The organism is Roseateles aquae (genome assembly GCF_032337115.1).
Classification (GTDB): Bacteria; Pseudomonadota; Gammaproteobacteria; order Burkholderiales; family Burkholderiaceae_C; genus Roseateles_C; species Roseateles_C aquae.
Window position 1 is genome coordinate 226142 of record NZ_JAVXZY010000006.1, and the last position, 26047, is coordinate 252188.

The window sequence follows — 26047 nt, forward strand, 5'->3', positions numbered from 1 at the left end:
AACATGGCCCTCGCCATCATGGCTGGGAGGGCTCTGAACATGGCTGCTGTTTCCCTGCGCCGCAGTGTGCACTTCAGCGCGGCTGCCATCGCGCTGTCGCTTCAAGTGCCTGGCTGGGCCGCCACCGCTGCGCGCGCGCCGGCCACGCCACCGAGCGACAGCGACTGGATCTACCGCATCCAGCCCGGCGACACCCTGATCGCGCTGACCGCCGCCTATCTGCAGCCCGGCCACCACTGGCGCGAGCTGCAGCGCCTGAACAAGGTGGCCAATCCCTTGCGACTGCCGCCCGGCGGCGCGCTGCGCATGCCGCTGGCCTGGCTGGCCCGCGAGGCGGCGGTGGCCGAGGTCTTCTTCGTCAAGGGTCAGGTCTTGCTGCGCAGAGAGGGCGCTGCCGAGCAGCCCTTGCAGATGGGCATGAGCCTGCGCAGCGGCGACGCGCTGCAAAGCGCCAGCCAGTCCTCGGCCAGCCTGCGTTTCGCCGACGGCTCGCGCCTGCTGATTCCGCCCGACACCGTGCTGACGCTGGAGCAGCTGCTGGTCTACGGCCGCAGCGCCATTCCTGCGGTGCAGCTGCGCCTGCAGCGCGGCGGGGCCGACAGCCAGGTCAGGCCCAATCCAGGGCGGCTGCCGCTCTATGAGGTTCGCACGCCCAGCGCCAACCTCGGCGTGCGCGGCACCGAGTTCCGCGTTCAGGTGGCCGATGCCGCGCACACCCGGATGGAAGTGCTGCAAGGCGCGGTGGGCGCCAGTGCCGGCAAGGCCCAGCCGGAGCTGCGTGTGGCCGCCGGCCAAGGCCTGCTGGCCCAGCCTGGCCAAGCGCTGCACGCCAGCCCCCTGCCCGCCGCGCCCAGCACGGCCGGCCTGCCGGCGCTGCTGGAGCGCGTGCCGCTGCGCCTGGCCTGGGCGGGGCAGGCCGGCGCCAGCGCCTGGCGCGCTCAAGTCTTTGCCCATCATGATGTCGACCGCCTGCTGCTCGACAGCCTGAGCCCGGAGCCGCAGGTACGCTGGGACGAGCTGCCCGATGGCGACTACACCCTGCGCCTGCGCGCCGTCGATGCCCAGGGCCTGGAGGGCCTGGCCAGCGATCACGACTTTCGCCTCAAGGCCCGGCCCGAGCCGCCGCTCGTGCAGGCTCCAGCCGCCCAGGCGCGGCTCTATGGCGAGCGCGTCGAGCTGCGCTGGACGCAGAACACCGCCGCCCGTGCTTACCGGCTGCAGCTGGCCCAGGACGTCGGCTTCACGCAGCTGCAGCAAGACCTGCCCGCGCTCAGCGGCGCGAGCCACACGCTCAGCCTGCCACCCGGCCGCTATCACTGGCGGCTGGCCGCGCTGGCGGCCGATGCGGGCGTTTTCGGCGGCGAGCAAGGCCCCTTCGGCGATGCCCAGCAGTTCGAGCTGCGGCCACTGCCGCCGGCACCGCCGCCGGCCGAACCGCAGCTCGACGGCGACCATCTCCAGCTGCGCTGGGGCGCGCAGGCCGGCGTGGCCCGCTACGAGCTGCAGCTGGCTGACGATGAGCGCTTCACCCTGGGCCTGCAAACCCTGAACACCGAGCAAGCCGCCATCAGCCTGCCGCGCCCGGCCCATGGCCGCCACTACCTGCGCCTGCGCGGCTTTGATGCCGACGGCCAGGCCGGCCCCTGGGGCCAGGTGCAGCTGATCGAGGTGCCCTGGCCACGCTGGCCCTGGCTGCTGCCCTTGCTGCTGCTCCTGCACTGATGTCGACGCCGGCAGCCCTGGAGCCAAGGCAGGGGCCGTGGCAGGCGCTGCGCCAGTGCCTGCGGGCTGCCCGGCCTGGCCTGGGCGCGCTGCCGCTGCTCGGCCTGCCAATAACACTTTTACTGATCGTCCTTTTACAGCTGGCCGGCCTGGCACCGCGGCTGGCCGACGCGCTCAACGACCCGCTGCAGCGCCTGCTGGCGCCGCCGCTGGAGGCGCCCGAGCTGGTGCTGGTTGATATCGACGATGCCTCCTTGCGCGCGCTGCAGCCGCAGCTGGGCGACTGGCCCTATCCGCGCCAGAGCTATGCACTGCTGATCGACTTTCTGCGCGAGGCCGGCGCCCGCCAACTGGTGCTGGACATCGTGCTGGCCGGCCAGCGCGATGGCGATGCCCAGCTGGCCCGCGCGCTGCAGCATGGCCTGCCTAGCACGCTGGCCGCGGCCGCGCTGAGCCCGGCCGCCGAGAGCGCACAGGCGGCCCCGCTACAAACCGATCCGGCCGAGCCGCTGTGGCTGCAGCAGCGTGGCCGCCCCGGCCAGCTGGGTGTGAGCTGGGCCGGCCTGACCGCGCCCAGCCCGGCGCTGCTGACGGGCGCCGGGCCTGGCGCCTCAACGCCGGCGCTGGGTCTGGTCTCGGTCACGCTCGATGGCGATGGCGTGCTGCGCCAGCTGCCGCTCTTGCACCAGATCAAGGGTCAGGTCTTGCCCAGCCTGGCGCTGGCCGCACTGACGCAAGCCGAAGGCCTGCAGGACTGGCAGCTGCAGGACGGCTGGCTGCAGCTGGGCGCCCACCGCTGGCCGGTCGATGCGCAGGGGCGCGCTCGCCTGGCCCTGCCCGGCGAGCTGCGTCCGGCGGCCTGGTTGAGCTGGGAGCGGCTGATGCATGCCGCACTGGGTGTGCGTGAAGACCCCGAGCTGCAGGCGCTGCTGCGCGAGCGCCGCGTGGTGCTGGGCAGCAGCGCCTTCTTCGCCGACCAGGTACTGAGCCCGCAGGGCAGCTTGAGCGGCGCCCGGCTGATGGCCACGGCCCAGGCCTTGCTGGCTCGCGATGCGCTGCTGCGGCCCTGGCATGGCGCCGTGCAGATCGGCCTGCTGCTGCTGGCCTGGCTGCCGGCCTGGGCCAGCCTGGGCAGCGAGCGCCCGCAGATGCGCCGCTATGCCTGGCTGACCGCCCTGCTGCTGCCCGCCCTGCTGGCCGCGGTCGCCTATCTGTTGCTGGTCCATCGCCAGATCGGCACCGAGGCCGGCGGCTTGCTGACGCCGCTGCTGGCGCTGTCGGCCGGCGGGTTGCTGGGCGGCCTGGCCGAGAAGCGCTGGCAACGCCGCACCCACCAGCGCCTCTTGCGCGAGCGCGAGCTGGCCGAGGCCACCAGCCTGGCCAAGACCCAGCTGCTGGCCCAGGTCAGCCATGAGATCCGCACGCCGATGAACGCGGTGCTGGGCATGGCCGAGATCCTGGCGCGCAGCCCGCTGCAGCCCGAGCAGAGCCGCCAGCTGGGCGTGCTCTCGCGCGGCGCCCGCCAGGTCTTCGAATTGATCAACGACCTGCTGGACAGCAGCAAGCTGGAAGCCGGCAAGCTGCAGCTCTCGCCGCATGATTTCGATCTGCGCGAGCTGCTGGAGTTGCAGATCGAGCTGCTGCGCGCCCGCGCCGACGAGGCCGGCCTGGCGCTGCGCCTGTTCTGCGAGATCGAGGGCAGCAGCTGGGTGCACGGCGATGCCAAGCGGGTGGCGCAGATCGCCGTCAATCTGCTCGGCAATGCGATCAAGTTCACCCGCCAGGGCAGCGTCAGCCTGCGGATCTGGCGCCTCGATGGCGAGCGCATCGGCCTGAGTTGCAGCGACACCGGCATCGGCATCGCGCCGGAGCTGCACGAGCAGATCTTCCGCCCCTACGAACAGGCGGGGGCCGGCACCTCGCGCGAGTTCGGCGGCACCGGCCTGGGCCTGTCCATCACGCGCAGCCTGGTCGAGCTGATGGGCGGCACGATCAGCTTGCAAAGCAGCCCCGGCCAGGGCAGCTGCTTCAGCCTCAGCCTGGCTTTGCCCAGCGTGCCGCCACCGCAGGGCGAACGCCCGCGCGCCAGCGCGACCGCACCGAGCCGCTCACTGCAGCTGCTGCTGTGCGAGGACAACGAGGTCAATGTGATGCTGATCGAGGCGATGCTGACGCCGCTGGGCCACCGCATCACGCTGGCGGGCGACGGCCAGCAGGCCCTGCAGCGCCTGGCCGAGCAGCGCTTCGATCTGGTGCTGATGGACATGCAGATGCCGGTGCTCGATGGCCTGGCCGCCACCCGCGCTTGGCGCCGCACCGAGATCGGCAGCGGCCGGCGCACGCCCATCGTCGCGCTCAGCGCCAATGCCTTCGACAGCGACGTGCAGCAGTGCCTGGCCGCCGGCTGCGACGCCCACCTGAGCAAGCCGATCAGCCTGCCGGTGCTGCTGCAGGCGCTGGCGCGCTGGACCGAGAGCTGAACGAAGGCCTGCCGACGTCAGTCGCCAATCGCCCCGCGCCGGCTCATACGCTGCACGAGGCGCTGCTCGCCGAGCTTGAACACGAGATAGGCGGCGATGGCCACAAAGGCCTTGCCCCACAACTCCAGCAGCTGCTGCAGTCCGCCATCGATCATGGCCTGCCAGCCATGCGCCAGCAGCAGGCTGCTATTGGCGGTGACCAACCGGGCCAGGTCGAGCGACAGGCCGCCGAAGAGCACAAAGCTCAGCGTCGTCAGTACAAAGCAGGCCAGAGGATGGGCACCCAGCCAGCGGTAAAGGGGGCTGGGGCTGTTTGGCGTTGGCATGGGCGGCTCCTTGCGCAGGGGCGGCAAGCTCCCAGGCCCGCCGCCGCAGACGGCCCTGGCGCAGGCGGCGGCCTCATCAAGGCTCAGCCCGTGAACTGCAGCTCCAGGTCACCGTGAGCATAGATCACCACCCCGGTATCGGTGGCGGTGATCTGATGGCCGGTGCCGGCCGGGGCGAGTTGGTAGTCGCCGGCCTGCAAGAGCACATCGTCAAGGAACAACTCGCCCTGCACCATCAGGCACTCCTCGTCATGGCCATGGCGGTGCTGCGGCACCTGGGCGCCGGGCTGGGCGTAGTAGAGCAAGGCGGCCTGGCCGTCCTGCTGCCACAGCACGCGGCGCTGGATGCCGGGCGCGAAATCGGCCCAGCCCGCTTCGGCGTCGTACACGGTCAGGGCTTGATCGCTTGCCGCCGCGGGTTGCAGCGATTCGCGGACAAAGAGCAGCGCACCCGCAGCGCTGCTGATGCCGCCCGAGGCCTGTCTCGGCAGGCAGACGTGATAGTCGCGCGCCGCCAGCGCGATGCCATCGATCAGCACCTCGCCCTGCAGCACCAGCCATTCGCGCTGCAGCGCGCTGTCGCCATACGACGGCAACACGGCACCGGCATCCAGCGAAATCAGGCCGGCACGCCGCGGCTCGCCCGGACGCGCGGGCCGGCCCGCGGGCATGCGGTAGAGCTCACGCCGCTGCACGCCCGGCGCCAGGGCCTGCCGCGGCAGCCGCGCCGCCCGGGCCGTGACCATGCCGGCGCTGGCCGCCTTGGAGGCTTGCAGGCGCTGCAGCAGCCGCGCACGCAGCGGTGCAGCGGTGGCCAGGCCATCGGCCGCGGCGCTGTAGTCGAAGCTGGCGTCCAGCAGCGGTTCCAGCGCAGGCTCCAGCGGCTCGGGAGCATCGGCAATCGGCAGCGGTGAATTCGGGGCGGTCATGATGGGAGTATCCGTAAGAGCAAGCGGCGGGGCGGTGGCGGGGAGGCGCTAGGGCCTGTTAACACTACGTCTGCCTGTGCGAGCGGGACTCCAAGGACCCCAATCCAGGCGGACGACGCGGCCCAGGCTAGCCGCCTGGGCAAGGAGTTCAACACCGAGTGGGGCCCTTGGAGCCCCTCTCCCGAAGGGTTGCCACACAAATCGCCGTGCACGTCGTTGCAAAGCCTCGCCGGGGGAACCGCCCCAGCTTCGTTTTGCGCCTAGTTCACGGCGATTTGTGTGGCAACGCATCAGGCAGACGTAGTGTTAACAGGCCCTAGAACGCCAGGCCGGGCGAGCCCCCCAGCACCTGCTTCAGCGTGATCAGGGCGCGGCGGATTTGAGACTTCACCGTGCCCAGCGGCAGACAGGTCTGCAGGGCAATCTCCTCGTGGCTGAGGCCGCGGAAGAAGGCCAGCGAGACCAGCTGGCGCGGCTGCGCGCCGAGCTGCAGCAGCGCGCGGTGCAAGGCGGCGTGATGGCGGGCGGCGTCGAGCAAATCGTCGCTGCCGGCCGCCTCGTCCTGCCGCTCGGCCGACAGTTCATCGTTCAGCTCCTCATGGACGAAGCGGGCCTCGCGGCGCAGCGCGTCGATGGCACGCGAACGGGCAATGGCCAGCAGCCAGGCCAGCGCACTGCCCCGCGCCGGGTCGAATCGCGGCGCCTGCCGCCAGGCCTGGAAATAGGCATCCTCGCAGACCTCTTCGGCGAGCTCGACCTTGCGCACAATGCGGCGCACCATGCCGAACAGGCGGCTGAAGGTGGCGTCGTAAAGCGCCGCCATGGCACGCTCGTCCTGATCGACCAAGGCTTCAATCCAGGCCGCCAGCTGTGACTCGCTGGCTGCCACGGGCAGAGCGTCGGGCTCGTTGGGCACCGGCAGCGTCTCGGCCGGATCCAGTTCAAGCGCTGCGGCCTCGGCTTCGTCCAGCCCGGCAGGCCAGCCAGGCTGCTCGGGCTCTCCTTCATCCTGCCAGCGACCCAGCGCCTCGCCCGGCACATCGGCCGTCAGGGCTTGTTGGTGATCGCTGGAATCGGGCTTCATCGAGAAGGGGCTTGGGATATCGCTTCGGGCTCTGAGCTTCGGGTTCTACGCGCCAGTTGTTCGCCCGGATGCATGGCCCCATGAAATATAGGGCCTTTGCCCGAAGGGCCTTGGCCTTGCTGCGCATCCGCCGGCGTCGCCGAGCCGTATGGACGAACAGGACCCCTGCACCATGCGCCCTCGCCCTCCCCAGCCTCCTTCTCCCGCCCCGCTGCCCCAGGCGCCGGCACTGCAATCGGCCGATCATTTCGATCTGCTCAGCCACTGGCACATCCAGGCGCCACTGGAACAGGTCTGGGCCACGCTGACCGATACCGAGGGCTGGCCACACTGGTGGCCGCAGGTGCGCGAGGTTCGCACCTTGCGCGCTGGCGGGCTCCTGGGGCTGGGCAGCGTGCGCCGCATCCGCTGGGCCACGCGGCTGCCGCATCAGATCAGCGTCGAGATCGAGCTGGTCGAGGTGCTACGCCTGCAACGCATACGCGGCCGCTCGCGCGGGCAATTGCAGGGCGAAGGCATCTGGCTGCTCAGCGCCGATGGCGACAGCACCCACCTGACCTATCTGTGGCGCGTTCGCCTGAACACCGCCTGGATGCGTTGGCTGGCACCGCTGCTAGCACCACTGTTCCGCTGGAACCACGAGAGCGTGATGCGCGCCGGCGAGGCCGGCCTGCAGCGCTGGCTGGCGCCTCACTCGCTGCGCTGAAACTCATTAAAAAAAAGCGGCCGCTGGGGCCGCTCCTTGCATCACCGAACGGTGATCAGCGCTGCGTCACGATATCGCGGTGCATAGGCGCCAGCCGGGCCAGCATCGCGTTCTGTGCAGCGAAGGGAATGCCCTTGGCGTCCATGCTTTGCTGCAGCACCTCGACCAGCGCATTGAAGTCGCTCAGGCTGATGTTCAGCGGGGCATGCACCGGGCCCATGCGGGCGCCGCGGTACTGGCAGGGGCCGCCGGATTCCTGGCACAGCTGCTCGGTCAGCTGGCCGATCAGGTGCTCACGGTCCGCCGATTTGAAGAAGGCACCGATGTGGGCGTCGGCCTGCAGGCGCGGCACAAAGTCTTCCATCACGGCCTGGATGCCGGGCTTGCCGCCCCAGGCCTGGTAGATGCTGTCGTCTACCGCTGCAGCGGTTTGCGCAGAGGCGATGCCGCTGAGGGACAGGGCCATACAAAAAGCGGCGGCGGTCTTGATCATGCGATCCATGGTGCTTCCTTGATCTTGAACGGGGGCATTGGGCTTAGAAGGCCAACTGGGCGGAGAGGTAGCTACCGGTCTGGCGACGCGGCTGCACGGCGGGCGCGATCTTGCCGAGATCGACATAGGCGGCGGTCAGCGAGAAGCGCTTGCTCGGCGCCCAGGCGACGAAGAGGTCGAACCAGTGGTCTTCCTTCAGCGCGCCGTCGCCCAGCACCGAGTGGTTCAGGTTGTCGGGCTTGGCGCGGAATTCGGCACCGATGGCCAGCTGCTTGCTCAGCAGCTTGGCCACCGAGAACTCGGGCATCAGCTTGTAGCTGGAGGCTTGCGCGCCGCCGAAGCCGAGCAGGCCGTTCTGATTGGCCTTGGTCGCCCGCAGCGTGCCGTTGACGAGCACGCCCTGGGCCAGGAAGAGCTTGGTCGCGCTGATGTAGAAATCGGTGCCCGAATCCTTGGCACCCAAGGGGCCGAACAGCGTCGGGCCGAGCGCGCCCGCATCGGTCTTTTTGTGCTGCAGGCCGATGGCGATCTGTGGCATCAGCGTGTCGCTGTCCAGCACCGCATCACCGGCCACGCGCCACTTCAGGCCGAAGATGTCCTGCTTCAGATGCACACCGGGCAGGCCCAGCGGCGCGAGGTTGTTGCGGGTGTCGAAATCCTGCTTGGCGATCGAGACTTCGACGCGGTCGTAAATGCTCAGCGCCGCGCCGTAGGTGGACAAACCATAGTCCTGCGTGCGTGCGCCGGTCACGAAGGCGGTGCCGCCGATCTCGCCTGCGGCGGCATAGCTGCCGGTAACGGCCCAGGGCGTCAGCCCACCGCCGGCCGCGCCATCGATCGAGCTGACACCGCCGGTCAGCAGCAGCTTGCCGGACTGGGCCTGGGCAGCGCTCGTGGCCAGCAACGAGACCATGGCCAGCGCCAGGCAGCGTGCCAAGGATGGAGAGAAAACACTCATCAGTAACTCCTCGAATGAAGAACAGGTGCTGGGCTTACGTGGGCCGCCAGCCCTTGGATGCATGACCCGCGCAAAAACTCGGAATCGCGGCCTGCAATGCATCCGGCCCGCTGCGCCGGGCGTAAGGCCCTGGGTTGAGCAAGCCAGAAGCCAGCAAGGACGGCCTGGCGCCCAGCACCACCCTTGTTGCGAAACCCGCCTTCACCATCATCCACCCACGGGAGTCTCCATGTCAGCACTGATCAGCACCGCCGCCCGCCGCGGCTTTCTCGCCCGCAGCGCCCAGACCGGCCTGTCTGCCGCCGCCATCGGCCTCTTGGCCGGCCAGAGCGGCCTGGCCCGCGCGCAATCCTCGGCCGCCAGCGAGGCCGACGCCCAGATCCTCAACACCGCGCTGAGCCTCGAGCACGAGGCCATCAATGCCTACCAGCTGGGGGCCGGCAGCGGGCTGCTGCAAAAACCGGTGCTGGCCGTGGCGCTGCAGTTCCAGGCCCATCACAAGGCCCACCGCGATGCGCTGATCGCCACGCTGAACAAGCTGGGCGCCAAGCCCATCGGCGAGCGCTCGCTGGACGACTATGCCCGCGCGCTGAGTGCCAACAGCCTGAAGAACCAGGCCGATGTGCTGGGCCTGGCCGCACGGCTGGAGCTGGGCGCCATCAATGCCTATCTCGGCGTGATTCCTGCCTTCAAGGACCACGCCCTGGCCCAGGTGGCCGCCCGGCTGGCCGCCGACGAGACGCTGCACTGGACGGTGCTGACGCAGGCACTGGGCCAGGCGCTGCCGAGCGGAGCCCTGAGCTTTGGCGGCTGAGATGCCGGGCCAGCTGCGCACGCAACGCCTAGCACTTAAGAGGCGCGTCACACAGATCACTGCGGACAGCCTGCTCGCCGGCCTCTACCTGCTGGTCGGCGCGCTGCTGTGCCACGACCTCGCGTCGGCGCAGCCTGTGGGCGACGCGGCGCGCGGCCAGCGCGTCTATGAGCAGCGCTGCGGAGGCTGCCATGCGGTCGACGCCGACCGGGTCGGCCCCCGCCACGCCGGTGTGCTGGGGCGGCTGGCCGGATCGGTGCCAGGTTTTGCCTACTCGCCGGCGCTGGCCGGCAGCGGCATCCGCTGGGACCGCGCCACGCTGGAGGCCTGGCTCGGCAATCCCGAGGCGCTGGTGCCTGGCCAGCGCATGGGCTACCGGCTGGCCGATGTGCAGCCCCGTGCCGATGTGATCGCCTATCTGTCCACGCTGAAAGCTGTGTCGCATTGATGGGCGCAGGCAGAATGCGCCAACACCCGCTTCCGCAATGCCCTTCATCATGAGCAGTTCCGAGCGCTTTGCCCGCCGCCTCTTCACCGTCTGCGGCATCTACGGCCTGATCGCCCTGCTGCCGCAGTACTTCATGGAACAGCGGCTGGGCCAGGACTTTCCGCCGGCCATCACCCACCCCGAGCATTTCTATGGCTTTCTGGGGGTGGCGCTGGCCTGGCAGATCGCCTTTCTGATCATGGCCCGCGAGCCGCTGCGCTACCGGCCCCTGATCCTGCCCGCGGTGCTTGAAAAGCTGGGCTTCGGCCTGGCCGCGCTGACGCTGTTCGCGCTGCAGCGCGCCCCCGCGCTGGTGGCGCTGGGCGGCGCGGTGGATCTGTTGATGGCAGCGCTGTTCGCGCTGGCCTACTGGCGGCTGGGTTCGTCGAACAGCGCACGCACCGAGCGCACATAGCGCTCGCTGACCGGCACCTGGGCGCCGCTGCGCAGGCTGAGCTGGTAGCTGCTGTCGCCGGTGACGGCCAGCGCGGCGGCCTGATCGCGGCGGACCATCGCGGTGCGATGCACGCGCATGAATTGCGTTGGCGGCAGCCGTGCCTCCAGCGCGGCCAGCGTTGAGCGGTGCAGCACCGTGCGGCTGCCGATGTGCAGCTCCACATAGTTGCCGGCGGCCAGCACCCAGTCGATATCGGCCAGCGCGATGCGCTCGACCAGGCCCACCGAGCGCACCGTCAGGCTGGGCAGCATGGGCAGGGCCTGGCCGGCCTGCAGGCTGTGCTGCTCGTGCAGGAATCCATCGACCGCGGCGGCGTAGTTGTCGCGCTGCTTCAGCGTCAGCAGCTGCTCGGCGCGCTGCAAGGTCTGGGCGAAGCGCTGGTCGTCAAAGGGCTTGAGCAGATAGTCCAGCGCAAAGACATCGAAGGCGGCCAGCGCATGTTCGTCATGCGCGGTCACAAAGACGATCAGCGGCGGCTGCGGCATGCGGCACAGCTCGCTGGCAAAGCTCAGGCCGTTCTGCCGCGGCATCTGGATGTCCAGCAGCACCAGATCCACCGGCCGCTGGGCCAGCACCACGCGGGCCTCGGCCGCGCTGGCGCACACCGCCGCACAGGCCCAGCCGGCATGCTCGGCCATGGCCAGCTGCAGATTGCTGCGCGCCAGCGCCTCGTCGTCAACGATCAGCGCGGTCCAGGGTTTCATCCAATCCTCTCGCGGGAAAACTCAGGCTGACGATGAAGCGGCCCTGCTCGATCTGGGTCTGCAGGCTGGCCTGCTCGCCAAACAGCATCGTCAGCCGCTCCCGCGTGCTGGGCACACCGAGGCCATGGCCCTTGATGCCGAGGCCGGGCTCGGTGGGCAGGCGGTTGTCCAGGCGCAGCCGCACCATGCCCTGCTCCAGGCGCAGCTGCAGATCGATATCGCCGACGCCATCGCCGGCCTCCAGCCCATGGCGTATCGCGTTCTCGACCAGCGGCTGCAGCAGCAGCGGCGGGCAGGCGATGTCCTGCCAGTCGATGGTTTCGTCAATGCGCCAGCGCAGACTCAGCCCGGCGCCAAAGCGCAGCGTCTGCAGCTCGACATAGTCGCGGATGAACTGCAGCTCATCGGCCAGGCTCAGCCATTCGTGCCGGCTCGCGCGCAGCGCATAACGAAGCAATTCACTGACCCGGCTCAGCGCGCTCAGTGCCTGGCTGCGGTCGCCGCCACGCACCAGGGCCGAGATGCCGTTCAGCGCATTGAACAGAAAGTGCGGCTCCAGCTGGCCTTGCAGCAGCGTCAGACGCAGCTGCAGATTGGCCGTCTGTTCCTGTCGCCAGGCCTGCTCACGGCGTTGCGCCAGGCGCAGCGCCGTGTAACCGAACTGGACCAGGAAGGCGCAGCAGGCCAGCATGGCGTCGTAGATCAGGTAGACGCTGCGCTGCTTCTGGATCGCGCTCCAGAGCTGCGACAGCGGCTGCCCCTGCTGCAGGAGCATCACCAGATGGGTATAGGGCACCCAACAGATCAGGTAGACGGCCATGCTGACGGCAAAGGTCTTGAGCAGCGGGCCGGGCTGACTCCAGCCTTGTGGATGCGTCTCGGCATGCAGCCACAGCCACCAGTGGTAGAGCGTCAGCGGCGGGAAGCCGACGAGCCCGTCAACAATGGCCCCGGCCATCGCCTCGCGCCGGCCCATGCGGGCAACATCGGCAAAACCGGCCAACACGATCAGCAGGCAGAACAGCAGCCACAACAGGCCGATCAGGCCGAGCGCCTTGAGGGCTCGCGGCTGCCTGGCCAGGGCAGACATGCTCGGCGCAGCGGCTTCGGTCGGCAAGATCGGGGCGGGCGGGTTCACGGGGACAGATTCAAGAAGGGGCAGTGCGGCGGGCAGCTGCCAATGTAAGCGAGGCGAGCCCGGCGTGAGCGCCTCCTGCGACTCGGTTCAACCCAGCAAGCCGGACATTGATCCCAAGTCGCTTGGCGGCCATGGGCGGCCCGCTAAAACTCGCGCCGCCTTCACTTGCCACGCCACCATGAATCTGCGCACGCCCCTGTTTGCCCTCTCGGCCTCCGCCCTCGTGGCCCTGCTCGCCGCGTCGCCCTGCCAAGCCGCCGAGTCCGGCAGCGCGAAGCCGCCCAGCTTCGAAGCGCAGTCCGCAGCCACGCAGGCAGTGGCCGAACGCTATCTGCGCGCCTATGTCGCCAAGGACTGGGACGCGCTCGGCGCCGAACTCGCCGAGCAAGGCAGCTTTCATGATGCCGCCGCCCGGCTGGTGTTTGGCGAGCTGCATCCGCGCGGCCGCAAGGCGGTGCTGGACTACTTCCGCCAGGTCTACAGCGTGCTGACCACGCACGAGTTCAAGCTGGAACGCGCCTTCTTCAGCGGCGACTACGCGGTGTTCAGTGCCGTCGCCGACTGGAGTTTTGCGCCCAGTGGCCAGCCGGCGGTGCGCAGCAAAACCCCCATCGTCATCACCTTGCGGGTGCAGAACGGCCAGGTCCTCGAGCATGTCGACCTGACCGACTACCACCCCTACCTTGCCGCCTACCGCGACGCGCTGGCCGCCCAGCCGCGCTGAGCTGCGAGTCCATCCGCCCCCCTGCGAGAAGTCGCCAAACTCGCTACAGTCCAGCACTGCCCCTGCCGCTCTCACGGCGGCATACCCAGCCGTAAAGGACACCCCGATGAAGCTCAATGTCAATGGCAAGGACGTCGCCGTCGACGCCGCTGCGGACAGCCCCCTGCTCTGGGCGCTGCGTGAAGAACTGCAGCTGACCGGCACCAAATTCGGTTGCGGCATGGCGCTGTGCGGCGCCTGCACCGTGCATCTGGATGGCCAGGCGGTGCGCTCCTGCTCAACGCCGCTGTCGGCAGCCGCCGGCAAGAAGATCACCACCATCGAAGGCGTTGGCGCCAGCAAGACCGGCAAGGCCGTGCAGGCCGCCTGGGTCAAGATTGATGTGCCGCAATGCGGCTACTGCCAGCCCGGCCAGATCATGAGCGCCTGCGCGCTGCTGGCACAGAAGAAGGCGCCCAGCGACGCCGACATCGACAACGCGATGAGCGGCAATCTCTGCCGCTGCGGCACCTACAACCAGATCCGCGCGGCCATCAAGGACGCCTCGGCCACCTTGGTGAAGGGAGCTTGAGCATGGACACGCTGGACGATCTGAACACCTCCCGCCGCGGCTTCCTCAAGGGCGGCGCTGGCGCGCTGACGCTGTCTTTTGCGCTGCCACTGGCCCTGCCGCGGCGCGCCCAGGCGGCGCTGAGCAACACCTTTGCACCGAATGCCTGGCTGCGCATCACGCCGGATGATCGCGTCACCGTCGTCTGCGGCTCGGCCGAGATGGGCCAGGGCGTGCTGACGGCGATTCCGATGCTGCTCGCCGAGGAGCTGGATGCCGACTGGACGCGGGTCAGCGTCGAACAGGCGCCGGCCGACGCGGCCTACAACAACCCGATGTTCGGCATGCAGGGCACCGGCGGCAGCACCACGGTGCGGGCCCATTGGACGCCGCTGCGCGAAGCCGGGGCGGCGGCACGCGCGATGCTGGTGGCTGCGGCGGCCAAGCAATGGGGCGTCGATGCCGCCACGCTGCGCACCGAACGCGGCCGTGTCATCGGCCCCGGCGGCAAGACGCTCGGCTATGGCGCGCTGGTCGAAGCGGCCAGCCAGCAGCCGGTGCCGACCAAGCCGACGCTGAAGTCGCCCAAGGACTTCAAGCTGCTCGGCAAGCCGCAGCGGCGCCTGGACAGCGCGGCCAAGATCCAGGGCACGGCGCAGTTCGGCATCGATGCGCATGTCGAGGGCATGCTGGTTGCAGTGATGGCCCGCGCGCCGCTGCCCGGCGCCAAGATCAAGGGCTATGACGAGGCTGCGGCCCGCGCCATCAAGGGTGTGCACAGCGTCATCCCGCTGCCCAGCGGCGTGGCCGTGCTGGCCAGCGGCTATTGGGCCGCCAAGCAGGGCCGCGATGCCTTGAAAGCGCAATGGGAGTTGGGCGAGCACGCCCGGCTGGACACGGCGCGCGTCAGCGAGATGCTGGCCGAGGCGGCGGCCAATGCCAGCGCGGTGGCCGTCGATGTCGGCAATCTGAAGGACGCGGCGGCGAACTCGGCGACAACACTGTCGGCCCAGTACGAAGTGCCCTACCTGGCCCATGCCTGCATGGAACCGCTGAACTGCCTGGCCTGGGTGCGTGGCGACGAAGTCACGATCTGGGCCGGCACGCAGAGCCAGGGCCCGGCCCAGGGCATCCTGGGCCAGATCGCTCAGGTCACGCCGGCCAAGGTCAAGATCAACACCCTGCTGCTGGGCGGCGGCTTTGGCCGCCGTTTCGCGCCGGACTTCTGCATCGACGCCACGCTGCTGTCCAAGTTCAGCAACCGCCCGGTCAAGCTGATCTACAGCCGCGAGGACGATATGGCCGCCGGCTTCTACCGGCCGGCCTCGCTGGTGAAGTTTGAAGGCGCCATCGATGAGCAGGGCCGCGCCAGCATGCTGCGCGCCGATGTCGGCAGCCCGTCCATCATGGCGGCGTCGGGCTTCATGAAGATCCCCGACAACGGCGTCGATCAGATGGCCGTCGAGGGCTTGGCCGATCAGCCCTATGCCATCCCGAACCGGCGCATCGCCTATGGCCGCGCCGAGCCGGGGCCGCAGGTCTGGTTCTGGCGCTCGGTCGGGCATTCGCAGAACGCCTTCTTCATCGAGAGCTTCATCGACGAGATGGCCCACGCCGCCAAGGCCGATCCGCTGAAATTCCGCCTCGCCATGCTGGACGAGCAGCCGCGGCTGCGCGCCGTGCTGGCACTGGCCGCGGCAAAAGCCGGCTGGGGCAAGCCGCTGCCCAAGGGCCGCTTCCTGGGCATCGCCGCGGCGGAGAGCTTTGGCAGCTATGTGGCCGAGGTGGCCGAGATCTCCGTGGCCAAGGACGGCACGCCGAAGCTGCACCGCGTCGTCGCCGCGGTGGACTGCGGCATGACGGTCAACCCGCAGACGATTGAACGCCAGATCGAGGGCGCCATCGTCTACGGCCTGTCAGCGGCGCTGTACGGCCAGATCGACTTCAAGGAGGGCCGCCCGGTGCAGGGCAATTTCCACGACTACCCGGTGCTGCGTCTGAGCGACATGCCCAAGGTCGAGGTGCATATCCAGCCCAGCAGCGAGCCGCCCGGCGGCATCGGCGAACCCGGCACACCGCCGATCGCGCCAGCGCTGTGCAATGCCATCTTCGCCGCCACCGGCGTGCGAGTGCGCAAGCTGCCCATCGCCACGGCCGCCCTGGCTGCCAAGGCCTGAGCCGCTGAGCGCTTCAGGCGTCGTCGGCCACGGCCGGCGGCGCCGGGGTCAGGTCTTGCTCGGCCGACCTGAAGCTCGCCACCAGGCCCTGCACCAAGGCCTGGTCTTCGGGCGCCAGCGCATGGGCGCGCATCAGCACCGCGCGCTCCAGCTCACGCAGGCGCCACTCGAATTCGTGCGCCATCGCCTCAAGTTCCTGGCGCAAGCCTTCGTCCTCGGGGCCCAGCAAGGCCATCATGGTGTCGGGTTGCTGGGCATCGAGGCCGGCGCTGGAGAAGGCCAGCTGCAGTCGCGTCAGGCGCTGGGCGCAGGGGCGCAGCAGCGCGCGTAGCTCCGCGCTGCCCTCGCCGACCAGGCCCTCGATATCGCCATAGCGCGCCTTCACCATCTGCATGGCACGGTAGACCTCGGCCACCCGGCTGCTGCGCGCCGCGCCCTGCAAATCGATCTCGCCCTTCATCAGCCCGCGCACCGCCTCGCCAAGCAGGCGCGACAGCTCGGGCGCGAACTCCCCCTCGACCAGCTTGGCGGCAATGCGCGCATGCATGGCCACCGAGGTGCCTGCTTCCAGCACGCCCATCAGCCACTCGGCCGCCGCCAGCACCTGTCCTTGCAGCTGGCAGCGCTCGCCGCGCAAACCCCGCGGATAGCCGAAGCCATCGAGCCGCTCGTGGTGGCAGAGCACCGCATCGGCCACCACCTGGCCGGCACCAGGCATCTGGCTCAGCACCTTGTGGCCGACCACCGGATGGGTGATGACATGGCGCCATTCGTCGGGCCCGAGCAGGCGATCGCGCTGCCACAGCTGCGGGTCCAGATAGAGCTCGCCGATGTCGTGCAAGAGGCCGGCACGGGTCAGCAGCTTGTGCAACTCCATATCGCCGACGAACAGCCGCCGCGCCAGGCCCTTGGCCAGCAGCGCCACACCGCAGGCATGCGAGAGACGCTGCGGCCGGTGCTGGGCGAAGACCGAGAGCATGGACAGCACCTCGGCGCTCAGGCCCAGCTTGCCCAGCACCATATCGGGCTGGTTGACCGCGCCAAACACGGCCTGCAGCATCGGGTGCTGGTCCAGCAGGGCCTTGGCCTCGGCCTGGATCTGTGCCTCGTTGACGGCACCGACGACCTCCAGGCATTCCTCCAGTGGCCGCATCAGCTTGTGCTGCAGCAGCCGCTCCCGCATGCTGGCATCCACCCGAGCGCCCTTGGCCAGCAGCTTGACGCCTGCCTGGCTGACGATGTCCTGAGTGACCGCCACCGTGTGCACATCGGCGGTGTGCACGACATGATCGAGGTAATGCGGATTGACCTCGTTGCTATCGCTGGCTTCCACCCTGTCTGCTGGCATATGGCTCTGGCTGCTCTGACGGCCTTTTGTTTGACTGCCATTGTGGCGCGACGCCCGCGCCTTCAACGTGGCAAAAAGACCGCAATGCCCGCCCTCAATCAGCCGGCGGGTAGCCCGCTTCGCTCAGCGCCGCGGCCAGCTGCTCGCGGCTGAGCGCGCTCTCCACGGCCAGCGTCCGCGCCTCACGATCGAATTGCAATTGGGCCTGGGCGTCCAGCGCTTGCAGCGTCTTGGTGATGGTGGCGACACAGTGGCCGCAGCTCATATCGGGTAGGGAAAAGGTTGGCATTGGAACTCCTTCGCTGACAGAACTCTAGACCAAGACACGCACAGAAAGAAAAGGCCGGGTGAGCCCAGCCTTTTACACCGCTCACAGGCTGCCGCTTCAGAAGAAACGATACTCCAGCCCGATGCGGTAGGAGCGGCCCTTCACATCTTCCGCGCCCGGGTCCATCGGCGGCGTGACCGTGTTGGGCGCGCCCGCGCCGCGCAGGTCGAGCGGCGGCCTGTGTGCAAACAGATTGCGGATCGTCCCGAACAGGCGAAGGTTTTTCACGCCGCTGTAGGCCAGCGTGTAGTCCCAGCGGCTGTAGCCAGCCAGGCGGCACTTGTCGGCCGGCAGCCCCTTGCCATCGGGGTCTGTGCACGAGGCCAGGGTCCAGTCACTGTCGGTGTAATCCTGCTGCAGCGCGCGGCCACTGCGCCAGGTGTTGCGCAGGCTGTGCGAAAAACTGCCGCTCTCCAGATAGGCGCCACTGGTGATGACCCAGCGCGAATAGTCGTAGCGACCGATCAGGTTGTCGCCCCAGCGTCCGTCCGAAATGTTCCAACTGTGATAGTCGATGGCATATGTTCCATCGACTTCAAGCGCCAGCTTGCCCCAAGGGGTTGCGGTCTTGCCCTTGACGCCGAAGTCGATGCCCGACACCTTGGTCTTGCCCAGGTTCACAAAGGCATTGTTGATGCCAATCAGTTGCCCCACCGTCACGCCGTACTTGGCACGCTCTGCAGCCGTGAAGGTGTGGTCGTTGGCCAGGCTGTCACGCTTCACCGTACCCGGAGGCTGGCGATCCTCGGCGTACAGGGTCTCCTGGCTGGGCACCAGGCCAATCTCGTCGACCCGGCGAATGCTCCAGTAGTCCAGCGACGCGGAGGCGCCGGGCATTGGCTCAAAGACCAAACCGAAGCTGAAGGCACGCGAGGTCTCCGGCTTCAGGTTCGCATTGTTCTTTGTCGCCAGGGGCACACCAAAACCGCAGGCGCCCGAGGTCACCTCAAGCGAACGTGCCGAGAGCATCGCTGCCGTCGCTGGATCGCTGAGCTCCAGGGCCTTGGCTTGGTCGGCGAGGTCATGGGACAAGGCTGTCGCTGCATCGCAGCGCTTGGGGTCGTTCACCGGGTCAAAAGCGGTCTTCAACGACGGCGCGGCTTCGGTGATATTGGGGGCGCGGAAGCCACGCTCGTAAGTGCCGCGCAAGACCCACCGCTTATCAGGCTGAAAGCGCAGCGCGACCTTCGGCGAGACATGCGCGCCAAAGCCCGGGAACTTGTCGACCCGCGCTGCCAGTTGTGCTTCCAGGCCCTTGATGATGGGCACGTCCAACTCGCTGAAAACGGCACCGAAGGTGCGGCTCGCGTCGGCCGTCGAGATGCCGTAGCCAACGATGTCGCCGGCCAGCAGATTATTGGACGGCGTCATGCGCATCGACTCGCGGCGCAGATCAAGGCCGGCCGCCATGCTGAGCGGCCCAGCGGGCAGTTGCATCAACTCACCGCTGACCTTGGCATCAAAGAAGGTCTGCGCGCTATGTCCCCGAGTGCCCTGCTCGGGGAATAGCTGGTTCAGGACCTCGGCGCTGTTGATCTGGCCGATCTTGTAGCCATTGGGCTTGTTGAAGAAATCAGCCGCCAGCGTGTCAGCGTTGTAGTCGCCGATCACGGCCTTGAAGCCGGAGTCGCTGAAAGCATTGCGCCCGATGCTGTTGGTCTTGGCGCCCACCTGGCCGATTGCGGCTTCCCAGTCCCAACCGTGGAAGCTGCCTTGCATTCCGGCCAGCACACGATACTGGTCGGTCGTGGTGCTGTCTGGCACGGTCTGATCCATGAATCGGTAGGCGAGATCCGACTCCTCGTCACTCGGATTCAGTGGATGATGCGCAGGCAGACCGCGGTAGTAGAACGCACGTTGCTTGCCGGTCTGTGCTTCGGCCCACTGCACCGGGTTCTGCCCGGGCCCATAGACCTTGGGATAGACCGGGTACTCGGTCTTGATGTGCGAGTACGTCAACTCGGTAAACGCCGTGATACCACTGCTGGGACGGAAATGTGCCGATAGCAGTAGATTGCTGCGCTCGCTATTGGGCTGGGCGCTGACGTAGTCGGCCTTGTAGAAACGGCACAGCCCGCCGACAACACGGGTACAGCCGGGCAGCGCCTTACCGTTCACATTGCCCGGAAACGAGTAGATTGACAGCCCGTCGAATAGGTTGGAATTGGCTGCATAGTCGGGATTGCTGCGCCCAATGACCTCAGCCCACATCACCCGGTCGCGTTTGTAGAGTTCGACATTGGCCAGCACATTGAACTTGTCGGCCGTCAGATCGCCATAGCCAGCCGTGATGCTTGCACTGCTGTCGCCGAACTTGCCCTTGTACAGCGAAGCCCCATGCGAGGCTTTAAGAGTCAGCCCCTGATAGTCGGCCTTGGTGATGACGTTGATCACGCCGGCCACAGCGTCCGAGCCATAGATGGCCGAACCACCGTTCTTGAGTATCTCGACCCGCTCCACCGCATCCAGCGGCAGCGCATCGATATTCGTGAAGACTTCGCTGTAGTCCGCAAGTGGGAAGGGCGCAACGCGGCGCGAGTTCAGCAGCACCAACGTGCTCTGCTTGCCCAGATTTCGCAGCGCAGCCGCCGAAGCGCCAGGCGCAAAACTGTTGCCGTCGCCGAGGTCGTTCAACACGCTGCCGGTGCCAGACACAATCTCCAGCAGCTCGCGAACCGTGCTTACACCCGTGCGGTCAATGTCGACGCGACGAAAGGTCTGCACCGGCGACACCGGTTCCGCATCGACGCGCTTGATGTTCGACCCGGTAACCTCCACACGCTGCAACACGGCATCTTGCGCCAGCGCGGTGTGAGTGAATGCGGTGACGCCAAGCATGCACGCCAGTAAGCAGGCCTGAGCCACTACGTTGCGCGGATGTCGCGCGCAGGCGGCCACCCGCCTATCAACTTGCTTGATTTGCATTGAGATATCTCCTCCAGTTTGGGCGGTAAGTGCCCCTCCACGGGCTTCCGCTTTTCATTTCGACCGCGCGCGTCGTCGCGGCGGGCGATGTTGCCATCGGGTGGCTTACACGGAGAGTCGCCAATGTAGCCAAGCCCGGCATGCAATATGACTTTTGACAGTCCACGGGCCGCAACTTCGCTTGCCTTTTGCGCAGTCCGTATGTACGAAGCAACATACCAATGAGAGCCCTCGCGTTTTCACCAGTCCCATAAGCCATAAGCAATGGCGGCGGGCATAAGGTCCCGAATACTGAATGCCGCCATTGATGCCCTTGGCTTGATAGGCTTGCCTGTTCTTCGATCAAACTGCTGACATGCTTCCTGAATCAACGATCCCCATCAGCGGCATGAGCTGCGCGTCCTGCGTCAAGCGCGTGGAGAAGGCATTGCTCGCCGTGCCCGGCGTGAATCGTGCCGAGGTGAACCTCAGCACCGAGCTTGCCAGCGTGAGCGGAAGCGCTTCGCTGCCCGCACTTCAGGCCGCGCTCGCCAAAGCCGGCTATCCGATCAGTGAGCGTCAGCTGAGTCTGCAGATCAACGGCATGACTTGTGCGTCCTGCGTCAGCCGGGTCGAGAAGGCGTTGCTCGCCGTACCGGGCGTGCTGCAGGCCAACGTCAACCTGGCACTGGAATCGGCCAGCATCAACATGCTGGCCAATGTCGACGAACAGCTGCTGCTGGCCGCCTTGCAAAGCGCCGGCTACCAGGGGCAGTTCGGTCCAGAGCAGTCCAGGCGGATCGACTGGAAACAGGGGGGCTGGCCTGTGATCATTGCCGCACTGTTCTCGGCCCCGTTGCTGCTGCCCATGCTGCTGATGCTGTTTGGCCGGCACTGGATGCTCAATGGCTGGCTGCAGCTGGCGCTGACGCTGCCGGTGCAGTTCTGGCTGGGTGGCCGTTTCTACCGCGCCGGCTGGGCGGCACTGCGCGCCGGCAGCGGCAATATGGATCTGCTGGTCGCGCTGGGCACCAGCGCCGCCTTCGGCCTGAGCGTCTACGAGCTGCTGGCCCACGGCGCACACAGCATGAATCTGTACTTCGAATCGGCGGCCGTGGTCATCACGCTGGTGCTGCTGGGCAAGTGGCTGGAAGCCCGCGCCAAGCGCCAGACCACCGAAGCAATTCGCGCGCTGAAGGCGCTGCGCCCCGAGACGGCGCTGGTGCGACGCGACGGCATCGAGCAGAGCCTGCCGCTGGCCTTGCTCAGCCTCGGCGACACGGTGATCGTCAAGCCCGGCGAGCGTATCCCGGTCGATGGCCGGGTGCTGCTCGGCCAGAGCCAGGTCGATGAATCGATGATCAGCGGTGAGAGCCTGCCGGTGGCCAAGCAGCCCGGCGATGCCCTGGTCGGCGGTGCCGTCAATGGCGAGGGCCTGCTGGAACTCAGCGTCACCGCGCTCGGTGCGGAATCCACCTTGGCGCGCATTGTTCGCCTGGTCGAATCGGCCCAGGCCAAGAAGGCGCCGATCCAGCGCATCGTCGACCAGGTCAGCGCCGTCTTCGTGCCAGTGGTGCTGGGCCTGGCCCTGCTGACCCTGCTCGGCTGGGGCCTGGCCCGCGGTGACTGGGAACAGGCCTTGCTGAACGCGGTGGCGGTGCTGGTGATCGCCTGCCCCTGCGCGCTGGGCCTGGCCACACCGACGGCCATCATGGCCGGCACCGGCGCTGCCGCCCGGCACGGCATCCTGATCAAGGACGCCGAAGCGCTGGAGCTGGCCCAGGCCTTGCAGGTCGTCGCCTTCGACAAGACCGGCACGCTGACCGAGGGCCGGCCACAGCTGCTGGCCCGCCACGCCGCCACGCCCGGCGACGAAGCCCGGCTGCTGCGCCTGGCCGCCGCGCTGCAGCAGGGCAGCGAGCATCCGCTGGCCCGCGCGGTGATGCAGGCCTGGAAGAACGAACAGCCGCCCGACGGGGGTCAGGTCTTGCCCAGCACCAGCGGCCTGCGCGCCATCGCCGGCCGCGGCGTGGCGGCACGCGTTGACGAAGGCCATGGCGCAATCGAACTGCGCCTGGGCAGCGCTCGGCTGATGGATGAACTCGGCGTGCTGCTGTCGCCGCTGCAGGCCGAGGCCCAGGCGCTACAGGCCCAGGGCCGCACGTTGGCCTGGCTGGCCGCGCTGCCCAGCACGGCCGACGCCTCGGCTGGCGCAACACCCCAGCTGATCGGCCTGCTGGCCTTTGGCGATCGGCTGAAGCCCGGCAGCGCCGCCGCCATCGCGCAGCTTCGCGCCATGGGCTTGCACACGGTGATGCTCAGCGGCGACAACGCCGGCAGCGCCGCCGCCGTGGCCGCCGAGCTGGGTCTTGATGAATTCCATGCCGAGGTGCTGCCGGAAGACAAGGCCGCCCTGCTGGCCGGCCTGAAGCAGGGCAGCCCGCAAGGCCTGCGCCGGGTGGCCATGGTCGGCGACGGCATCAACGACGCGCCGGCGCTGGCCGCCGCCGATGTCGGCATCGCGATGGCCAGCGGCACCGATGTGGCCATGGCCGCCGCCGGCATCACGCTGATGCGCAGCGATCCTTTGATGGTGGCCGAGGCGATTGCCCTGTCACGCCGCACCGTGGCCAAGATCCGCCAGAACCTGTTCTGGGCCTTTGCCTACAACGCCATTGGCATTCCGCTGGCCGCCTTCGGCCTGCTCAACCCGATGCTGGCCGGCGCGGCGATGGCGGCATCCAGCGTCTCGGTGGTCAGCAATGCGCTGCTGCTGCAGCGCTGGCGAAGCGCCTCAGTCAGGTAGCAAGGGCCGGAGCCGCTCCTGCCCGCTGCGGCTGACCGGCACGCGTTGGCCGTCGCTCATCAGCAGCACCCAGCTGGCGCCACGCTCGACAGCGCGCAGATGGTCCAGATTGATCAGCCAGCTGCGGTGCACACGCACAAAGCGGGCCGGGTCCAGCCCGGCCTCCAGCTCGCTCAGGCGCTGGGTCTTCAGATAGCTGCGCCCCGGCGTGTGCAGGTTGATGTAGTCGTCCTGCGCCTCGGCGCTGATCAGCTGATCGAACGCGATCAGCTGCGTCTGCTGGCGATCACGCACCGCGATGCGCTCCAGCCGCGCTGTGGCCAGCGTCGGCTGCGCGGCCAGCTGCTGCAGGCCCGCCTGCGGCTGTTGCAGCTGCTTGCGCGCCTGGCTCACGGCCTGCTCGAAACGGGCCTGCGAGAAAGGCTTGAGCAGATAGTCGACGGCGTGCAGATCGAAGGCCTTGAGGGCGTACTGGTCGTAGGCGGTGGTCAGGATCACGCCGTGGTCGCGGCGGCTCAGCTCCAGCACCTCCAGGCCGGTCAGCTGCGGCATCTGGATGTCCAGAAAGACCAGATCCGGTGTGAGCTCGCCGAGGGCCTGCAGCGCATCCGCGCCGTTATCGCATTCGCCGATGATGTCGATATCGGCATGGGGGCGGAGGAACTCGCGCAGCAGGCGGCGCGCCAGCGGCTCGTCGTCAACCAGCAGGGCTTTGATCGTCATCGTCGGCAGCCCTCCAGGGCAGGCTCATTTCGGCCACAAAACGTTCGGGCTCGCTGCGCAGCGTCAGCCGCGCCCGCTCGCCATAAAGGCTGGCCAGGCGCTGGCGCACATTGAGCAAGCCGGTGCCGGTGCCGCGCTCGGCGCTGGCCCCGTCCCTTGCCGCCGGATTCTCGACGATCAGATGCAGCCAGCCCTCGCGCACCAGGCCGCGCACCGTCACGCAGCCGCCCTCGCGGCGCTGAGCCACGCCATGCTTGACCGCGTTCTCGACCAGTGGCTGCAGCAGCATCGGCGCCAGGCGGCCGCGGCGCGCCTGCTCGTCAATCTCGAAGCAGCACTGCAGCTTGTCGCCAAAGCGCACCTGCTCGATGGCGACAAAGCCCTGGCAATGCGCCAGCTCCTCGGCCACGCTGATCCAGGGCCGCTGGCTGAGCGCCAGCGTCTGCCGGTAGTACTGGGCCAAGGCCAGCGTCATCTCGCGTGCGGCCGGCGCATCAAAGCTGGTCAGCGCGCTGATCGAGTTCAGGCAGTTGAAGAGAAAGTGCGGATTGACCTGGGTGCGCAGCATCAGCAGCTCGGCCTCCTGCGCGCGCAGCTGCGACTGCTCGGCACGGTGCTGCGCTTCCTGCAGGCGCTCCAGCGCGTTCAGCGCGTCGGCCAGCAAGAGCCCCAGCATGTAGACGCCCGTCGCCAGCGCCCAGAGACTGGCCATCAAGGGATGGGGCAGCCCCTGCACTTCGCCAGCCTGCAGGCCATCGGTCGCCAGCAGCCACTGCCAGGCCTGCGCTGCGGCGAGCCACAGCAGCCCCACCATGGCCGCGCTGCTCAGCCACAGCGGCAGCGTGCGCGCCAGGCCGCGCCGCGCCAGCGGCTGGCCGCGGCTGACCTCCCAGCAGGACGGCAGCAGCAGCGCATACAGCAGGGCCAGCGGCACGGCGAAGCGCAGCGCGCCGAGCCAGGCCTGGCCGGCCAGCAGCACCAGCCCGCCGCCCAGCAGCACGCCCAGCAGGGCCCAGACCAGCAGCCAGATCAGCAGCAGACGCGGCCGCGACCAAAGCAGCGACATCGTCCCGGCGCCTTAGTTGCGGATCTCGACCGCGCCCAGCGCCACCGTACCCTCAATGATCAGACGCTTGGTCGGCACCGCCGGCGGCACCGTCTTGTCTTCGATGCCGGCGGCCAGCGGCGTGCCGTTGACGCTGATGCTCCAGTCCAGCGGCACCTTCAGCTGCAGCGCGCCGAGCGCCACGAAGACCTTCAGCACCGCGGTCCCGTTGATCGAGGCGCGGCGCATGTCCAGCTCGGCGCCAGCCATGATCACCGAGACGTCGCCGCCGACGAAGTTCTGCGAATCGACGCGTGTCTGATTGCCGCTGACCACGGTGGCGATATTGATGCGATCGCCGCCGACTTCAATGACCGGCTCGCCCTGCCCCGGCCAGCGGTGGCCGCCCTTGAGCATCACCAGCACGCCCAGCCCGATCAGGCCCAGCGGCCACAGGTCGCGGAAGCGGAAATCCAGATAGCCCAGATGGCGCAACAGCAGCACGCCACCAAAGAAGACCAGGCAGGCGCCGACGAATTGATCAGACTGCTTGTCGGTCTGGAACAGCTTGAACAGGCCGACCGCGATGAACACCGTCGGCCAGAAGGACAGCAGGCGGCCGACGGCAAAGAGGTTCAGGTTGTCGAGCAGAAAGGCGATGCCCAGCACGGCCATGATCAGGCCGATCAGCACCTGCTGCTGCGGATTGTGATTGCGCTTCATGGCAAGTTTTCCTCGTCTTGTGACTGCATACGGAACAGGCCGCCCAGCACCTTGGCCACGCCGGCAGCGATCAGCAGCAAGGGCCAGCTGTTGTAGAAATTCAGGCCCCAGAGATGCTGGATGCAGACATAGAGCCAGCCCGACACAAAGACCAGGAAGGCGCCACGAAAGACCTCGCCGGCATGGCGTGCCCCAATCATCTGGCTCAGGCCCACCAGCGTCAGCAGCCCGGGCCACAGATTGATCAGTTGCTCGCGATCCAGATAGCCCTGGCGCTCGGCCAGGAACAGGCAGCCCAGGCCGATCAGGAACAGGCCGGTGCTGATGTGCGAATGGCGGTGGCGGGTTCTCAGCTCTCGCATGTGTGCGTCTCCATGTCTGCAATGGCTGGCACGATAACGGCACCCCGACCGGTCGTCCC

At 68.1% G+C, this 26047-nt stretch carries 24 protein-coding genes; 10 read left to right on the forward strand and 14 right to left on the reverse strand.

Annotated elements, in window-relative coordinates; genetic code table 11:
• Positions 1-39: 39 nt before the first annotated feature.
• On the forward strand, positions 40-1722 hold the full coding sequence (locus RQP53_RS15770; protein ID WP_315651592.1) for a FecR family protein: 1683 nt from the start codon (positions 40-42) through the stop codon (positions 1720-1722).
• Positions 1722-4202 carry a CHASE2 domain-containing protein gene (locus tag RQP53_RS15775; protein WP_315651594.1) on the forward strand — a complete coding sequence of 827 codons (2481 nt, stop codon included), beginning with the start codon at positions 1722-1724 and terminating at the stop codon, positions 4200-4202. Before RQP53_RS15770 ends, RQP53_RS15775 begins: the two co-directional genes overlap by 1 nt.
• A 17-nt stretch (positions 4203-4219) precedes the next feature.
• On the opposite strand, the gene RQP53_RS15780 is transcribed toward RQP53_RS15775, so the two are convergent.
• From RQP53_RS15780 to RQP53_RS15790, 3 genes are all read right to left on the reverse strand, one after another.
• Positions 4220-4528, reverse strand: a complete 309-nt coding sequence (locus tag RQP53_RS15780) for a hypothetical protein (protein WP_315651595.1) — start codon at positions 4526-4528, stop codon at positions 4220-4222.
• 83 nt (positions 4529-4611) lie between these two features.
• A complete protein-coding gene (locus RQP53_RS15785) occupies positions 4612-5457 on the reverse strand; it encodes a cupin domain-containing protein (RefSeq protein WP_315651597.1) in 846 nt (281 codons plus the stop codon).
• A gap of 316 nt (positions 5458-5773) precedes the next feature.
• On the reverse strand, positions 5774-6541 hold the full coding sequence (locus RQP53_RS15790) for a sigma-70 family RNA polymerase sigma factor (RefSeq protein ID WP_315651599.1): 768 nt from the start codon (positions 6539-6541) through the stop codon (positions 5774-5776).
• A 172-nt stretch (positions 6542-6713) separates the two neighbouring features.
• Here RQP53_RS15790 and RQP53_RS15795 point away from each other — a divergent pair, with 172 nt between their 5' ends.
• A complete protein-coding gene (locus RQP53_RS15795; RefSeq protein ID WP_315651601.1) occupies positions 6714-7247 on the forward strand; it encodes an SRPBCC family protein in 534 nt (177 codons plus the stop codon).
• 55 nt (positions 7248-7302) lie between these two features.
• On the opposite strand, the gene RQP53_RS15800 is transcribed toward RQP53_RS15795, so the two are convergent.
• Both RQP53_RS15800 and RQP53_RS15805 read right to left on the reverse strand, forming a co-directional pair.
• On the reverse strand, positions 7303-7749 hold the full coding sequence (locus RQP53_RS15800; RefSeq protein ID WP_315651603.1) for a group I truncated hemoglobin: 447 nt from the start codon (positions 7747-7749) through the stop codon (positions 7303-7305).
• A gap of 34 nt (positions 7750-7783) precedes the next feature.
• On the reverse strand, positions 7784-8698 hold the full coding sequence (locus RQP53_RS15805; protein WP_315651605.1) for a DUF3034 family protein: 915 nt from the start codon (positions 8696-8698) through the stop codon (positions 7784-7786).
• A 229-nt stretch (positions 8699-8927) separates the two neighbouring features.
• On the opposite strand from RQP53_RS15805, the gene RQP53_RS15810 reads away from it, so the two are divergent.
• From RQP53_RS15810 to RQP53_RS15820, 3 genes are read left to right on the forward strand one after another with little or no spacing between them, the layout of a single operon-like run.
• Positions 8928-9512: a ferritin-like domain-containing protein gene (locus tag RQP53_RS15810; RefSeq protein ID WP_315651606.1), complete on the forward strand. Its 585-nt coding sequence runs from the start codon at positions 8928-8930 to the stop codon at positions 9510-9512.
• A gap of 1 nt (position 9513) precedes the next feature.
• Positions 9514-9960 (forward strand): c-type cytochrome, encoded by a 447-nt coding sequence (locus RQP53_RS15815; RefSeq protein WP_315651608.1) that lies wholly within the window; start codon positions 9514-9516, stop codon positions 9958-9960.
• Positions 9961-10009: 49 nt separating this feature from the next.
• Positions 10010-10414: a hypothetical protein gene (locus RQP53_RS15820; protein WP_315651610.1), complete on the forward strand. Its 405-nt coding sequence runs from the start codon at positions 10010-10012 to the stop codon at positions 10412-10414.
• On the opposite strand, the gene RQP53_RS15825 is transcribed toward RQP53_RS15820, so the two are convergent.
• Together RQP53_RS15825 and RQP53_RS15830 are read right to left on the reverse strand one after the other, a co-directional pair.
• A complete protein-coding gene (locus RQP53_RS15825; RefSeq protein WP_315651612.1) occupies positions 10366-11160 on the reverse strand; it encodes a LytR/AlgR family response regulator transcription factor in 795 nt (264 codons plus the stop codon). The genes RQP53_RS15820 and RQP53_RS15825 overlap by 49 nt on opposite strands.
• On the reverse strand, positions 11132-12298 hold the full coding sequence (locus tag RQP53_RS15830) for a sensor histidine kinase (protein ID WP_315651613.1): 1167 nt from the start codon (positions 12296-12298) through the stop codon (positions 11132-11134). Before RQP53_RS15830 ends, RQP53_RS15825 begins: the two co-directional genes overlap by 29 nt.
• 178 nt (positions 12299-12476) lie before the next feature.
• On the opposite strand from RQP53_RS15830, the gene RQP53_RS15835 reads away from it, so the two are divergent.
• From RQP53_RS15835 to RQP53_RS15845, 3 genes are all read left to right on the forward strand, one after another.
• On the forward strand, positions 12477-13022 hold the full coding sequence (locus tag RQP53_RS15835; protein WP_315651615.1) for a nuclear transport factor 2 family protein: 546 nt from the start codon (positions 12477-12479) through the stop codon (positions 13020-13022).
• A 106-nt stretch (positions 13023-13128) separates the two neighbouring features.
• The gene (locus RQP53_RS15840) at positions 13129-13593 is read left to right on the forward strand and encodes a (2Fe-2S)-binding protein (protein ID WP_315651617.1); all 465 of its coding nucleotides are present in this window, start codon (positions 13129-13131) and stop codon (positions 13591-13593) included.
• A 2-nt stretch (positions 13594-13595) separates the two neighbouring features.
• Positions 13596-15749 (forward strand): xanthine dehydrogenase family protein molybdopterin-binding subunit, encoded by a 2154-nt coding sequence (locus RQP53_RS15845; RefSeq protein WP_315651619.1) that lies wholly within the window; start codon positions 13596-13598, stop codon positions 15747-15749.
• A 13-nt stretch (positions 15750-15762) separates the two neighbouring features.
• Here RQP53_RS15845 and RQP53_RS15850 read toward each other — a convergent pair whose 3' ends face one another.
• The 3 genes from RQP53_RS15850 to RQP53_RS15860 all read right to left on the reverse strand — a co-directional run bounded on the left by RQP53_RS15850 (position 15763) and on the right by RQP53_RS15860 (position 20263).
• Entirely contained in the window at positions 15763-17097 is a 1335-nt protein-coding gene (locus RQP53_RS15850) for an HD-GYP domain-containing protein (protein ID WP_315651621.1), read from the reverse strand.
• Between the two features lie 94 nt (positions 17098-17191).
• On the reverse strand, positions 17192-17386 hold the full coding sequence (locus RQP53_RS15855) for a heavy-metal-associated domain-containing protein (protein WP_315651623.1): 195 nt from the start codon (positions 17384-17386) through the stop codon (positions 17192-17194).
• A 96-nt stretch (positions 17387-17482) separates the two neighbouring features.
• Entirely contained in the window at positions 17483-20263 is a 2781-nt protein-coding gene (locus RQP53_RS15860; protein ID WP_315651625.1) for a TonB-dependent receptor domain-containing protein, read from the reverse strand.
• A 442-nt stretch (positions 20264-20705) separates the two neighbouring features.
• Here RQP53_RS15860 and RQP53_RS15865 point away from each other — a divergent pair, with 442 nt between their 5' ends.
• On the forward strand, positions 20706-23135 hold the full coding sequence (locus RQP53_RS15865; RefSeq protein ID WP_315651627.1) for a heavy metal translocating P-type ATPase: 2430 nt from the start codon (positions 20706-20708) through the stop codon (positions 23133-23135).
• On the opposite strand, the gene RQP53_RS15870 is transcribed toward RQP53_RS15865, so the two are convergent.
• The 4 genes from RQP53_RS15870 to RQP53_RS15885 are packed head-to-tail and all read right to left on the reverse strand — an operon-like array spanning position 23124 to position 25988.
• On the reverse strand, positions 23124-23858 hold the full coding sequence (locus RQP53_RS15870) for a LytR/AlgR family response regulator transcription factor (RefSeq protein ID WP_315651629.1): 735 nt from the start codon (positions 23856-23858) through the stop codon (positions 23124-23126). The genes RQP53_RS15865 and RQP53_RS15870 overlap by 12 nt on opposite strands.
• Complete coding sequence (locus tag RQP53_RS15875; protein ID WP_315651631.1) at positions 23833-24924, reverse strand: sensor histidine kinase; 1092 nt, start codon at positions 24922-24924, stop codon at positions 23833-23835. Before RQP53_RS15875 ends, RQP53_RS15870 begins: the two co-directional genes overlap by 26 nt.
• A 12-nt stretch (positions 24925-24936) precedes the next feature.
• On the reverse strand, positions 24937-25626 hold the full coding sequence (locus tag RQP53_RS15880; RefSeq protein WP_315651632.1) for a LiaF transmembrane domain-containing protein: 690 nt from the start codon (positions 25624-25626) through the stop codon (positions 24937-24939).
• The gene (locus RQP53_RS15885) at positions 25623-25988 is read right to left on the reverse strand and encodes a LiaI-LiaF-like domain-containing protein (RefSeq protein WP_315651634.1); all 366 of its coding nucleotides are present in this window, start codon (positions 25986-25988) and stop codon (positions 25623-25625) included. Before RQP53_RS15885 ends, RQP53_RS15880 begins: the two co-directional genes overlap by 4 nt.
• Positions 25989-26047 lie beyond the last annotated feature (59 nt).